14 protein-coding genes are annotated in these 12,375 nt (G+C 54.1%); 6 read left to right on the top strand and 8 right to left on the bottom strand.

The genetic code is table 11. The annotated features are described in order from the left end of the window. Positions 1–268: 268 nt before the first annotated feature. The gene (gene pabB, locus IE092_RS07655; protein WP_189356467.1) at positions 269–2,128 is read left to right on the top strand and encodes an aminodeoxychorismate synthase component I; all 1,860 of its coding nucleotides are present in this window, start codon (positions 269–271) and stop codon (positions 2,126–2,128) included. A gap of 29 nt (positions 2,129–2,157) precedes the next feature. On the opposite strand, the gene IE092_RS07650 is transcribed toward pabB, so the two are convergent. The 6 genes from IE092_RS07650 to gpmA form a co-directional block, all read right to left on the bottom strand. Next, positions 2,158–2,949: a class I SAM-dependent methyltransferase gene (locus IE092_RS07650; protein ID WP_189356466.1), complete on the bottom strand. Its 792-nt coding sequence runs from the start codon at positions 2,947–2,949 to the stop codon at positions 2,158–2,160. Beyond that, complete coding sequence (locus IE092_RS07645) at positions 2,946–3,593, bottom strand: glutathione S-transferase family protein (protein WP_189356465.1); 648 nt, start codon at positions 3,591–3,593, stop codon at positions 2,946–2,948. Before IE092_RS07645 ends, IE092_RS07650 begins: the two co-directional genes overlap by 4 nt. 34 nt (positions 3,594–3,627) lie before the next feature. Then, on the bottom strand, positions 3,628–4,398 hold the full coding sequence (locus IE092_RS07640) for a HesA/MoeB/ThiF family protein (RefSeq protein WP_189356464.1): 771 nt from the start codon (positions 4,396–4,398) through the stop codon (positions 3,628–3,630). 63 nt (positions 4,399–4,461) lie between these two features. Continuing rightward, complete coding sequence (locus IE092_RS07635) at positions 4,462–5,976, bottom strand: S41 family peptidase (protein WP_189356463.1); 1,515 nt, start codon at positions 5,974–5,976, stop codon at positions 4,462–4,464. Between the two features lie 14 nt (positions 5,977–5,990). Further along, positions 5,991–7,343: a peptidoglycan DD-metalloendopeptidase family protein gene (locus IE092_RS07630; RefSeq protein ID WP_189356817.1), complete on the bottom strand. Its 1,353-nt coding sequence runs from the start codon at positions 7,341–7,343 to the stop codon at positions 5,991–5,993. A gap of 27 nt (positions 7,344–7,370) precedes the next feature. Beyond that, positions 7,371–8,117, bottom strand: coding sequence for a 2,3-diphosphoglycerate-dependent phosphoglycerate mutase (gpmA, locus tag IE092_RS07625; protein WP_189356462.1), 747 nt, complete (start codon positions 8,115–8,117; stop codon positions 7,371–7,373). A gap of 176 nt (positions 8,118–8,293) precedes the next feature. On the opposite strand from gpmA, the gene IE092_RS07620 reads away from it, so the two are divergent. The 5 genes from IE092_RS07620 (at position 8,294) to IE092_RS07600 (ending at position 11,296) form a co-directional block, all read left to right on the top strand. Further along, positions 8,294–8,701 carry a rhodanese-like domain-containing protein gene (locus IE092_RS07620; RefSeq protein ID WP_189356461.1) on the top strand — a complete coding sequence of 136 codons (408 nt, stop codon included), beginning with the start codon at positions 8,294–8,296 and terminating at the stop codon, positions 8,699–8,701. A gap of 32 nt (positions 8,702–8,733) precedes the next feature. Further along, on the top strand, positions 8,734–8,976 hold the full coding sequence (grxC, locus tag IE092_RS07615; protein ID WP_373295327.1) for a glutaredoxin 3: 243 nt from the start codon (positions 8,734–8,736) through the stop codon (positions 8,974–8,976). A 210-nt stretch (positions 8,977–9,186) separates the two neighbouring features. Further along, positions 9,187–9,660: a protein-export chaperone SecB gene (gene secB / locus IE092_RS07610; RefSeq protein WP_189356459.1), complete on the top strand. Its 474-nt coding sequence runs from the start codon at positions 9,187–9,189 to the stop codon at positions 9,658–9,660. A 34-nt stretch (positions 9,661–9,694) separates the two neighbouring features. Then, positions 9,695–10,141, top strand: a complete 447-nt coding sequence (locus IE092_RS07605; protein ID WP_189356458.1) for an SH3 domain-containing protein — start codon at positions 9,695–9,697, stop codon at positions 10,139–10,141. Positions 10,142–10,291: 150 nt separating this feature from the next. Next, the gene (locus IE092_RS07600; protein ID WP_189356457.1) at positions 10,292–11,296 is read left to right on the top strand and encodes an NAD(P)H-dependent glycerol-3-phosphate dehydrogenase; all 1,005 of its coding nucleotides are present in this window, start codon (positions 10,292–10,294) and stop codon (positions 11,294–11,296) included. A 10-nt stretch (positions 11,297–11,306) separates the two neighbouring features. Here IE092_RS07600 and IE092_RS07595 read toward each other — a convergent pair whose 3' ends face one another. Together IE092_RS07595 and IE092_RS07590 are read right to left on the bottom strand one after the other, a co-directional pair. Beyond that, complete coding sequence (locus tag IE092_RS07595) at positions 11,307–11,510, bottom strand: hypothetical protein (protein ID WP_189356456.1); 204 nt, start codon at positions 11,508–11,510, stop codon at positions 11,307–11,309. Positions 11,511–11,646: 136 nt separating this feature from the next. Continuing rightward, on the bottom strand, positions 11,647–12,171 hold the full coding sequence (locus tag IE092_RS07590) for a GAF domain-containing protein (RefSeq protein WP_189356455.1): 525 nt from the start codon (positions 12,169–12,171) through the stop codon (positions 11,647–11,649). Between the last annotated feature and the right edge of the window lie 204 nt (positions 12,172–12,375).

The raw sequence follows: 12,375 nt of genomic DNA, 5'->3' as shown, positions 1-12,375 counted from the left end.
ACAGACTGCAATCGGTAAGGGCGCAGCTGTACCGGCTTATTTTGTACAGCAGTCTGCTATCAGATACAGGATGCCGGTGCCACGAAAATCCCCCGCAAACTGCCGGCATTGCGGAAGTGGTGACACAATTTCCGCTATTTTGCAGGAAAGCGATGGTGATCTGTACATATTTCTTCACATGTTGCGTGTTACGCACTGCACAGCGCTTTGTGCAAAGCCGCGCCGGAGCAGGTAAACTGCCGGACTTCCCTCGCTGTTATCTGGTGTTATGTCTGATCTTCCTTCCGCAACGGTTCTGACCGGCGAAACCTGTTTCGCTTTACTTGATGATGCACGCTCAGACGGTAAGGCATCGCGCCTGTATCTGGGACATGCGGGGACCGTTGTATGTGCCGGTCCTGCGCAGTGGCAGGATTGCTGGCAGCAGGTGCAGCAGGCGCTGCAGCGCGGTTTGTATGCGGTCAGCGTGCTGTCTTATGAAACCGGTGCAATGCTGCAGGGTGTCAGCCCGCGCGCAGATCAGCAGGCATCGCAGATTTTATTGTTTTCCGAATGCCATCATCTGAGTCGTGACCAGGTTGAAGCCTGGCTGAACAAGCGTGAACCGGCCTTGTCCGGTGTTGCAGAGATTCGCCCCAGTGTGCAGCGCGAAGCATTCTGCGACGCGATTCAGCGTATCCGCGATTACATCCGCGCCGGCGATACGTATCAGGTGAATTACACCTACCGTCTGCATTTTGATGCTTACGGCGAGCCGGTCGATTTATACCGTCGTTTGCGTGAACGCCAGCCGGTACCGTACGGCGCGCTGATCCGCTTACCGGATCAGCAAACCATCTTATCGTTTTCGCCGGAATTGTTTGTACAGCATCAGCAGGGTACATTGCGCGCACGTCCGATGAAGGGGACGGCGGCTGCCAGCGGTGATGCAGCGGAAGATCAGGCAAGAGCACAGGCTCTGTCGCAGGACATCAAAAACCGCGCAGAAAATCTGATGATTGTCGATTTGCTGCGTAATGATCTGGGGCGTGTCGCGGAAACCGGCAGTGTGCAGGTGCCGCGTTTGTTTGAAGTCACCCGTTTTTCCAGCGTGCTGCAAATGACATCGACCATCGAAGCGCGCTGCCGTCAGGGTTTGACGCTGGGCGCGCTGATGGATGCGCTGTATCCCTGTGGTTCGATTACCGGTGCGCCGAAGCGCCGCACCATGGAAATTATCCGCGAACTGGAAACCGAAGCGCGTCATGTGTACACCGGCGCGATCGGCTGGTTTGATCCGGTCAGCAAAGAAGGCGATCTGCCGGATTTCTGTCTCGCTGTGCCTATCCGTACGCTGCAATTGCAGCCTGCGATTCAGGATGCCAAAGGCCGTTACCGTCGCGGTGTGCTGGGCGTCGGCGCAGGGATTGTGTTCGACAGCGACCCGCAGCTGGAATTTGAAGAATGTCAGTTAAAAGCCCGCTTCCTCACCGGCTTGCTGCCGCAGGCCGGTCTGATCGAAACCATGATGGCGGCTGGCGGTGACATCCGGCAGGCGGAATTGCACTGGCAAAGGCTGCGTAATTCCGCTGCCGCACTCGGGATTCCGTTTGCAGATCAGCAGCTTGCCGCATTGCGTGAAGAGACAGAAAACATGGTGAGGATGGCTGGTTCGCAAGCGCAGCGGGTGCGCATACAGTTGCAGCCGGATGGTCAGATCATTGCGCAGACTTTCCCGCTGGCACCGCTGAGTACGCCGGAAAACGCTTTACCACGCGTCATCCTCGCCGGTCAGATACTGGACAGCGGGGACTATCTGCTACGCCATAAAACCACTTTCCGGGCAGTGTATGACGATGCCTGGCGTGCAGCTGAGCAGCAGGGCGCGTTTGATGCCTTGTTTCAGAATGAGCATGGACATCTGACTGAAGGCGGGCGCAGCACGCTGCTGGTGAAACTGCAGGGGCAGTGGTTCACGCCACCGCTCAGCGATGGCGTGTTAGCCGGTACTATGCGTCGTTATGCAATCGAAACTGCGCCGTGGCAGGCGCAGGAGCGCAGCCTGACGCTGCATGATCTGGAAGCTGCAGAAGCTGTTTGTCTGTGCAATGCACTGCGCGGTATTTTTGCGGTGCAATGGCAGCGCTGAGCCTTGCCATGCTGCGCCAGAGATGCTGTTTAAGCGATTTCCTGCATCCAGCGCTGTAAGCCTTTAACCCATTTTGCAGCGGGTAATTTGTACTGTGCGCGGATCTCTGCAGCGCGTTCGTACAATGCTTCAAAATCAATCACCGGTGCGGAACGGAAGGCGAGCACCACGGTGTTCGCATCATGCACCAGCGGCAGCCAGCATACGGCGTCAAAGCATTCGGACAGCATTGCAATATGCTGATCGCAGTTGCGACGGAAGCTGGCCGGTGTACCGAAGATATTCACCACCAGCATGCCCTGTTCATTCAGTAATTGCGCACACGACTGATAAAACGGAATGCTGCCTAGCGCCGGTGCTTCTGCCGCCGCATCGTACAAATCAATTTGCAGAATATCGGCGCTGCCTGCGCGGCGCGGGTCTGCTGCAAAATCCAGTGCATTCATTTCCAGCACCTGCAAACGTGCATCATCTTCCGGCAGGAAAAAATGCGCGCGGCAAGCCTGAATCACCGCAGGATTCAGTTCCACCGCTGTTACACGGGCGTGCGGAAAACGGTGATAACAAAACTTCGTCAGCGCGGCTGCACCCAGACCAAACTGCACAATATGCTGCGGCTGATCCTGAAACAGCAGCCACAGCATCATTTGCTGTACGTACTCCAGTTCGATCTGCTCCGGCACTGCCAGCCGCATCGCGCCCTGAATCGCTTCAGAGCCCAGATGCAGCGTGCGCACGCCGTGTTTATCAACCACGTTCACCGGCGGCAGCGCAATGGCGGCAGACTGATCGCGGTAAGCCTGTGTTGCTTTCGACTTCATGCAGGCGCTCCGGGATGCCACGGCTCAGGTGATTCACGTTCACACATTAGCTGCCAGCTGGGGCGCTGCGCCACCCGCGCTGCGAGTTGCTGTAAAGCCCGCCAGCCGGTAGCCGGACGCGGCATATGGCGCGACCAGCGCATCAGTACGGTCAGATAAAAGTCAGCAACCGATAACTGATCGCCGCACAGATACGGACCATTGTTCTGCAAATGGGTTTCCAGAAAATCCCAGAAACCCGCCATGCGCATCTGCAATGCTTCCCTCAACGCTGCAGGCAGCTCAGTGTGCCCCAGTGTTTCCGGATAAAACCATAAGCGGTAGGTAGCATGCAGATTGTGGCTCAGATAAAACAGCCATTCACGGCAGCGTGCATGCGCTATGCTGCCGGCAGCCGGCATCAGGCCTGCATCAGGAAAGTGTTCCGCCAGAAGCATCAGTATCGCCGGCGTTTCCTGATAAGCGACGCCTTCATGTACCAGCGTCGGCACCACGCCTTGCGGATTCAGTGCCAGATAGGCCGGATCTTTTTGTGCACGCAGACTGAAATCGACTTTTTCCAGCCGATAAGCAGCCTGTGCTTCCAGCAGTGCCAGATGCACAACCATGCTGGCGGTATTCGGTGCGTAATACAGGGTATACATAGCTAATTCCTGACCGGCATATGCCGTTTCAAATTCACTGTTGTGGTGCGGCGGAGTGTCGCTGTTTGCAGACAGGGCATTCCGGATTACGTTTGGTGGTGATTCTGGTCCAGTCCATGCTGATGCTGTCCAGCATCAGTAAACGTCCGGCCAGACTTTTACCCAGTCCCATCATCAGCTTCAGTGCTTCAGCCGCCTGCATCGTGCCTATCATGCCAACCAGCGGCGCAAACACACCCATGCGTGAACACAGCACTTCTTCAAATTCAGCATCAGGCGGAAATACGCAAGCGTAGCAGGGCGCGTCTTCACGCCGCGTATCATAAACGCTGATTTGTCCGTCAAAACCAATGGCAGCACCGGAAACCAGTGGCACTTTGTATGCGACACACGCACGGTTGACGGCATGACGGGTCGCAAAATTATCGCTGCAATCGAGCACCACCGTTGCGCCGGAAATCAGTTGATACAGGCGTTCCTGATCTGCTTTTTCCTGAATGGTATGAATCTGAATATCCGGATTAATACGATGCAGTGTTTGTTTGCCGGACTGGACTTTTGGCTGTCCGACGCTTTCGCTGCTATGCATAATCTGGCGTTGCAGATTAGTCAGATCTACATGATCATGGTCCACCAGCGTGATTGTTCCGGTACCTGCACTGGCCAGATACATTGCAGCCGGTGATCCCAGTCCGCCGGCACCGATAATCACCGCATGCGCATCATGAATGGCCTGCTGGCCTTCTATGCCAATGGCTTCCAGCAAAATATGCCGGGAATAACGTAGTAATTGCTGATCATCCATATGCTGTAAGGCTTTGTCGCTGCTGAAGCGTCAAGAAAAAGGGCCGCTGTTGCGGCCCTGTGATTATTTTTTCTTAGGTTCGGAGTGACCGCCGTGGGATTTATCCGTTTTATCTGATTTTTCAGATTTCTCTGTTTTTTCGGATTTTTCTGATTTCGCGTCGGCATCTTTCTCTTTACGTTCTGCCAGTTTCACCGGCAAACCTTTCAGATGATTCAGCGCCTGCGATAACTGGAAGTCTTCTTTGCTGCCGTATTCCAGCGGTTTTACTTTTTTCGCCAGTTCCAGCAGTTTTTTCTCTTCTTCCTGTTCATCCACTTTCGGACGGGAAATTTCCTTGTCTTTATCGTTGCTCAGATGCTTTTGCAAATCGGCTTCGCGTGAACGGAAGGTATTCAGACCATCGCCTTCTGCGGTTTCTTCCACCAGCAGATCCGGCTCAATACCACGTGCCTGAATCGAGCGGTCTTTCGGTGTGTAATAACGCGCTGTCGTCAGTTTGACTGCAAAGTCCGGCTCTTTCGCGTTTACCGGGAAGCGGATGATAGACTGAACCGAGCCTTTACCGAAACTTTGCGTACCCATGATCGTCGCACGTTTGTAATCCTGCAGTGCACCGGCAACGATTTCGGATGCCGATGCAGAACCAGTATTAATCAATACCACCATCGGGACGTTTTTTACAGCTTCCGGCAGTTTGGACAAAGGATCGCTGAGTGTGCGGCCACTGTAGTATTCGCGGCGTGCGTAGTAAGTCACATTCTGATCATCCATCTGACCTTTGGTCGATACCACGGCCACATCTTTTGGCAGGAAGGCGGCAGAAACACCGATTGCACCCGGCAACACGCCGCCCGGATCATTGCGCAGATCCAGTACCAGACCTTTGATGTTCGGGTCTTGTGCGTACAGTCCCTGCAATTTCTTCACCATATCGTCGACGGTCGGTTCCTGGAACTGAGAAATACGCAGCCATGCGTAACCCGGCTCGACGATTTTCGCTTTCACGCTTTGCTGTTTAATGACTTCGCGTGTAATGGTGACAACGATAGGTTTGTCTTCGGTTTTACGCGCGATCGTCAGGGTGATTTTAGTGTTTGGTTCACCGCGCATTTTTTTGACGGCTTCGTCCAGTGTCAGCCCTTTGACTGGCTGCGAGTCCAGGCGTGTGATCAGGTCACCCGGTTTCAGTCCGGCACGGTAAGCCGGAGAATCTTCAATCGGCGAAACGACTTTCACATAGCCGTCTTCCATACCGACTTCGATACCCAGACCGACAAAGCGGCCTTGCGTACTTTCATTCAGATCTTTGAACGATTTCTTATCAAGATAAGCAGAGTGCGGGTCCAGCGAAGTCACCATGCCGGAAATCGCGTCGGAAATCAGTTTGGAATCCTCAACCGGTTCCACATAAGACGATTTGATCAGTCCGAACACATTGGACAGGCTTTGCAATTCCTTCAACGGAATAGGTTGCGTGGCTTCTTTTTGTGCCAGCGCGGAAAACTGCATGGAGACAGCAACACCGGCTACCATGCCGAGCCCGATCAAGCCTAAGTTTTTAAATTTACTGCCCATGTTTCACCTGATTCTTATTTAACAGAGATCCAGTTTAAAGGATCGAATGCCCGTCCTTCACGACGGATCTCAAAGTATAAACCTGATTCTTCGTTCGCGCCGCTGCTGCCGGCGCTGGCGATGACATCACCTGCTTTAACGGTATCGCCGACATGTTTGAGTACCGACTGGTTATTGCCGTAGATACTCATGTACTTATCGCCGTGTCCGACAATGACCATATTGCCATAGCCTTTGTACCAGTCAGCGAAAATGACTTTACCCGGTGCAACGGCGCGTATTTCGCTACCTTCGGGCGCTTTAATGAACAAACCTTTCCAGGTCGGGCCATCACCGCGCCGGCTGCCGAACTTCGCCAGAATTTCGCCGCGTACCGGTAAGCGCATCTGGCCTTTGAGTTTGTCAAACTCGCCGGCAGCCGGAATACTGCTGCGCGCTTCGCGCACGGGCTCTTCCGGTTCTGCCGGTTTAATCGGTTTAGACGGTACGAGTGCCGGTTTGTTGCTGTCTGCAGGGCGGTTCGCATTTTTCCTGCGCTCCAGTTCTGCCAGACGTTCTTTTTCCTTCTGTGCGGCCAGTCTTTCCTGCCGCAATTTCTCTTCCCGCTCCGCGCGGGCTTTTTCTGCTTTGATCTGTTCTTCGATCAACTGGTTCAGTTTTCCGACCAGTTGTGTCAGCCTTTGCTCATCTTTTTGCAGATTATCGGCCTGACGGCGCTGTGCATATAATTTATCGGATAACTGGGTCACCAGCGTTGCGTGTTTTTTCTTTTCACGCTCTAACGCAGCTTTGTGTTCTTTTTCTTCTTCAGTAATTTCATCCAGTTCTGCCTTAACCTGCTGGGTTTCCAGCGTGTTCTGCTCAACGGCTTTCAGGCTGCTACGCAAACCGTCAATCATTTTGGCCTGCGTTTGCGACACATAACCCATGTACTGCAAATCACGGTTAATCCGGTTCGGATTGTCGCCGGACAGTAATAACTTCATACGGTCACTGTCGCCGTGCATGTACTGGCGTTTCAGAAAGCCGGATAAACGTTGCTTTTGTTTTTCAACCTCAGCTTCCAGTGCGGCGCGCTTCGCATACAGTTGCTGCAAACGGGCTTCGGTATCTGCCTGTTCGCTTTGAAGATCGCGCAGTGAGCGGTTGGCTTCTGAGACGGCGCGTTCAGATTCAGCCAGCGCATCGGCGGCATGATCTTTCGCGTTTTCCGTTTTATTGATATCGGCTTTCAGCGCTTTTAACTGCTGTTGTAATTCGGCCCGCTCTGCTTCGGCGCGCGCTTTTTGCTGCGTGCGGTTCGGGCTTGCTGCCAGCGCGGCCGAAACTGCGCCTGCCAGAGACAGGCACAGTAACAGCGAACGCATTGTGGAATTGCGATCGGGCATCCGGACTTACTTCGCTTTTCCCTGACTTGCCACAGCTGCCAGCGCAGCCTGAATCGCGGACTGGTCGCCCAGATAGTAATGACGGATTGGTTTCAGGTCGGCATCCAGTTCGTACACCAGTGGCTGACCGTTAGGAATATTGAGGTTGACGATATCGTCGTCGCTGATGTTATCCAGCATTTTGATCAGAGCGCGCAGGCTGTTACCGTGGGCGCTGATCAGTACGCGCTGGCCGGAACGGATTGCCGGTGCAATGCTGTCTTCCCATGCCGGCATGACGCGCGCAACGGTGTCTTTCAGGCATTCGGTCAGCGGGATCTGTGCACGGTCCAGACCGGCGTAACGCGGGTCGTTGAAGGATGTGCGGTCATCGTCTTCTGCCAGCGGATTTGGCGGTGTGTCGTAGCTGCGACGCCATACCAGCACTTGTTCGTCGCCGTATTTGGCAGCGGTTTCGGCTTTGTTCAGACCTTGCAGTGCACCGTAATGACGTTCGTTCAGACGCCAGTCGTGTTTCACCGGCAGCCACATCATGTCCATGGCATCCAGTGTGCCCCACAGTGTGCGGATCGCACGTTTCAGCACGGAGGTGTAAGCCACGTCAAAGCTGTAGCCGGATTCTTTCAGCAGTTTGCCGGCTGCAGCAGCTTCAGCCACACCTTTTTCAGTTAAATCAACATCGGTCCAGCCAGTGAAACGGTTTTCCAGGTTCCATGTGGATTCGCCATGGCGCATCAGTACGAGTTTATACATAGTCAAAGTCAGTGTGTTGTTAATAGGTTCAGGAAAATCCGCGCTGAGCCGGAATTTGTTCCGTGTTCTGCCTTTGGTAGCAGACTTTCCTGAACCTGTTGCGCAAGTTCTGTGCGGCAGCGGCATCTATTTTATAATGACAGGCTTCCGATAACCATTTTTACGACGGGAAAGCTGTGAAATTCATTTTAGACTGGAATAATCTGATCCTGATCGCGATGGCCGTAGTTTCCGGTATCGCTTTATTGTTGCCTGTGTTACAACGTCGCGGGGCACGTGTGTCCCAGATTCAGGCAACCCAAATGATGAATCAGGGCAAGACACTGGTGCTGGATGTGCGCAGCGCAGAAGAGTTTGCGACAGGTCATTTGCCGAAAGCGAAAAATATTCCTTTGCAGGAACTCGCGCAGCGTATCGCTGAACTGGAAAAATCCCGCAATAACGTTGTAATCACCGTTTGTAAATCCGGTGTACGCTCTGCCAGTGCCGCTTCGGTGCTGACCAAAGCCGGTTTTGCGCAAGTGTTTAGTCTGGAAGGCGGTACCGATTCCTGGCGTGAACAGGGCTTGCCTATCATCAAATAATCAGGAGTAGCCAAGTGAAACCTCAAGTTGTGATGTACAGCACGGCCGTGTGCCCGTATTGCGTGATGGCAGAGCGCCTGCTGAAATCCAAAGGCGTGGAAGAGATTGAGAAAATCCGCGTGGATCTCGATCCTGCCGTGCGCGAAGCGATGATGCAGAAAACCGGTCGCCGCACCGTACCGCAGATTTATATCGGCGATACCCATGTCGGTGGTTTTGACGATTTATCGGCACTGGACCGCGCCGGTAAGCTGGATGCTTTGCTGAATCCCTGACTTGACGAATAACAACGAATAACAGGCCTGTGTCGCCGCAAATTGCTGTTTTTCTCATCTCCTTGCTAAAATGCCTGCGCGAAATCTTGAAAAGGGCGGTTTTGTCCTCATCTGGGTTTTGTTATGCCGGCAAGGAGACCGCACAGGCATAGCCGACCTGAGTCGTCCAGCTGTTCATTGTTAATCTTTTAGAAATATAGAAAGTCTCACATGTCTGACGAAAATCTGCAGCCCGTATTCCAAATTCAACGCGTATATCTGAAAGATCTGTCGCTTGAACAGCCAAATTCCCCAGCTATTTTCCTGGAACAGCAAGCACCTGCTATCGAAGTTTCTCTGGACGTTGGTCAGGAAAAACTGGCAGACGGTATCTATGAATCCACAGTAACCGTAACAGTTACTGCAAAAATCGGCGAAAAAGTGGCTTTCCTGGTTGAAGGCAAACAAGCCGGTATTTTCGAAGCACGCAATATCCCTGACGATCAGATCGATCCGCTGCTGGGTATCGGTTGCCCGAACATCATTTACCCTTACCTGCGTTCCAATATCGCTGATGCGATCACACGCGCTGGCTTCCCGCCTATCCATCTGTCCGAAATCAATTTCGAGGCATTCTACGTTCAGCGTCAGCAAATCGCGACTGAGCAACAGGCAAATACAGAAGCACCGGCAACTGTACAGTAATCCTGAAAGGGCCCTGCGGGGCCCTTATGATTTTATGCGCACTCTGATTATTTCTGTTTTCTCTCTCCTGACGCTGGCTGGCAGCCTGCCCGCACACGCGCTGGAATACCGTTCGGTCGGCCCGAATCCGGTAATTATGTATGATGCACCTTCGTTAAAAGGTGCCAAACTGTATGTCGCGCCGCGCGGCATGCCGGTGGAAGTGGTATTCACTTCCGGCGCATGGAGCAAAGTGCGTGATGTCAGCGGTGAAATGAGCTGGGTGGAAACCAAAGACCTGATCACCCGCCGCAATCTGATTGTGAAAGTTGCTAACGCGAAAATCCGCGCTAGCGCAGACGAGGCTGCGCCGCTGGTGTTCAGCGCCGATAAGCATGTGCTGCTGGAAATGGCGGAACCGGCTTCAGCAGGCTGGGTCAAGGTCAAACACAAAGACGGGCAGATCGGTTACGTCAGAATCAGCGAAGTCTGGGGCTTGTAAGCCTGCCGCTGCAAAAAACATCCAAAAGGACAGTGCGCTGTCCTTTTTTCATTCTTTCCTTATCATGGCCGAAAAGCTGTAAATTTCTGCGAAATCTGCGGTATATTCCCGCCTGATACGGAGTTTTTCCGTGACAACAGCAGGAGCAATATGAATATCAGTGTGTTAGGTGCAGGTGCCTGGGGTACCGCTGTCGCGATTGCGCTGGCAGCGAAAAATCAGGTGGTGATGTGGGGGCGTAATCCGCGTGCCATGCAGGAAATGGAAGCCGCGCGTGAAAATATCCATTATCTGGCTGGTTATCCTTTACCTGAATCTCTGCAACTGACTGCCGATTTCGATGCTGCGATAGCGCATGCCAGCGGGCCGGCCGATATGCTGATCATCGCCACCTCGGTGTCTGGCCTGCGTCCGACGCTGGAAGACTGTGCTTTGCACCGCCCGCGCCGCATTGTCTGGCTGTGCAAAGGTCTGGAAGAACAAACTTGTCTGTTACCGCATCAGGTGGCGGCCGAAGTGCTGGGCGACAGTTGCGAGCTCGGCGTGCTGTCCGGCCCGTCGTTCGCGCAGGAAGTGGCGCAGGGTTTGCCTTGCGCACTGACGATTGCATCGGCTTCTGCAGCCTTATGCCGCGATGTGGTGACAGCGCTGCATGGTAACGCGATTCGTGTGTATTCCAGCGATGATGTGGCGGGTGTGGAAATCGGCGGTGCGGTCAAAAATATTATGGCGATCGCCACCGGCGTCGCTGACGGCCTCGGTCTGGGGCTGAATGCCCGTGCCGCGCTGATGACCCGCGGACTGGCGGAAATTTCCCGCCTCGGTGTGGCAATGGGTGGCAAAGCAGAAACGCTGATGGGCCTGACCGGTGTCGGCGATCTGATACTGACGTGTACCGGCGACTTATCGCGTAACCGTCGCGTTGGTCTGGCGCTGGCGCAGGGCAAATCGCTGGAGCAGATCGTCAGCGAGCTCGGTCATGTGGCGGAAGGGGTACGTTGCGCCCGTGCTGTGCGCGAAATGGCAGTGCGTCTGGGTGTGGATATGCCGATCACCAATGCGGTGGCAGCGGTGCTGTTTGATCAGATGAGTGCGCAGGACATGATACAGCGGCTGATGGCGCGTGATGCGAAGCAGGAGTTGAAGGCGCGCTGAGCATCGTGGGTTAACGCAGATGGTTTTGCGGGAATAAGCGCTGAATCACCGGTGCCGGCACCGCCTGCCCCTGTAAAAAATCGCGGGCAAATGCCTGACCCATTAGTTCCGCGTACTGAATGCCCAGTTCCACCACCATACGTGTACACAGATCACGCCGTCTTAATGAGTGGCGTAATTTGCGGCAGCGTTTGCGGTTGCGGCATCCGGACATGATGAGGGTGATGCAGAGCGTCAGATAAGCCTGCAGTCTATGCGAGACACTGCAAAATTGCCAGTCCTGCTACAAAAGAATCACGGCCGCGTTTGCGGCCGTTTTTTTTGATCCTTTGCCGGAAAAGTGCGCAGGCTTATGCGCCGCTGATCTGGCTGAAATCCGTGGCCTGCATAAACGCCGCCACCATCGCTTCCAGACCCTGCTGATCTTCTGCCGTGAAGCGGTTCAGTTTCGGGCTGTCGATATCAAATACACCGTACAGTTTGCCGTCTTTGATCAGCGGAATCACGATTTCAGAATTCGATGCGGAATCGCAGGCGATATGGCCGGGGAAAGCGTGGACATCCGGTACCAGAATGGTGCTGCGCTGCGAGGCGGTGGTGCCGCAAACGCCGCGACCGAAAGGAATACGTACGCAGGCAACTTTGCCCTGAAACGGGCCGAGCAGCAAATCATGGCTGAATTCGCCACCGGCTTTGGCGGCTGGTGTGCACAGGTAAAAACCGGCCCAGTTCAGATCGCTGAGGCTGTGATACACCAGCGCAGAAAATTGCGCGGCATTGGTCATCAGCGCGGTTTCGCCGGTCAGAATGCTGGAAACTTGTTGCGTGAGCAGGGAATAATCAGGGCGGTCTGTGGCCGCAGCGGTTTCAAACATGCGATATCTTTCAAATCAAAAGTGAATGGCCGTGCCATGAACACCGGCGCGGCGCCGGAAAACGCGCGCTTATGATACCGGAAACTGAGAACACAGGTCTGTGGCTGACGCCGTTACACCTGGCAGGCAGTGGCTGCAGCACACATTCAGAGAACCGTGACTGTGCAAGTATCGTCATCTGACATATTCTGAGGCCCGGAGTTT

The organism is Cognatundibacterium squillarum, from assembly GCF_014652435.1.
Lineage (GTDB): Bacteria > Pseudomonadota > Gammaproteobacteria > Burkholderiales > Burkholderiaceae_D > Undibacterium > Undibacterium squillarum.
The sequence above is the reverse complement of the archived record's forward strand: the minus strand, read 5'-3'. Positions and strand labels throughout refer to the sequence as shown.

Coding starts and splice junctions, on each gene's coding strand:
- pabB (WP_189356467.1), top strand. CDS start 269: ATGTCTGATCTTCCTTCCGCAACGGTTCTGACCGGCGAAACCTGTTTC.
- IE092_RS07650 (WP_189356466.1), bottom strand. CDS start 2,949: ATGAAGTCGAAAGCAACACAGGCTTACCGCGATCAGTCTGCCGCCATT.
- IE092_RS07645 (WP_189356465.1), bottom strand. CDS start 3,593: ATGTATACCCTGTATTACGCACCGAATACCGCCAGCATGGTTGTGCAT.
- IE092_RS07640 (WP_189356464.1), bottom strand. CDS start 4,398: ATGGATGATCAGCAATTACTACGTTATTCCCGGCATATTTTGCTGGAA.
- IE092_RS07635 (WP_189356463.1), bottom strand. CDS start 5,976: ATGGGCAGTAAATTTAAAAACTTAGGCTTGATCGGGCTCGGCATGGTA.
- IE092_RS07630 (WP_189356817.1), bottom strand. CDS start 7,343: ATGCGTTCGCTGTTACTGTGCCTGTCTCTGGCAGGCGCAGTTTCGGCC.
- gpmA (WP_189356462.1), bottom strand. CDS start 8,117: ATGTATAAACTCGTACTGATGCGCCATGGCGAATCCACATGGAACCTG.
- grxC (WP_373295327.1), top strand. CDS start 8,734: ATGTACAGCACGGCCGTGTGCCCGTATTGCGTGATGGCAGAGCGCCTG.
- secB (WP_189356459.1), top strand. CDS start 9,187: ATGTCTGACGAAAATCTGCAGCCCGTATTCCAAATTCAACGCGTATAT.
- IE092_RS07605 (WP_189356458.1), top strand. CDS start 9,695: ATGCGCACTCTGATTATTTCTGTTTTCTCTCTCCTGACGCTGGCTGGC.
- IE092_RS07600 (WP_189356457.1), top strand. CDS start 10,292: ATGAATATCAGTGTGTTAGGTGCAGGTGCCTGGGGTACCGCTGTCGCG.
- IE092_RS07595 (WP_189356456.1), bottom strand. CDS start 11,510: ATGTCCGGATGCCGCAACCGCAAACGCTGCCGCAAATTACGCCACTCA.
- IE092_RS07590 (WP_189356455.1), bottom strand. CDS start 12,171: ATGTTTGAAACCGCTGCGGCCACAGACCGCCCTGATTATTCCCTGCTC.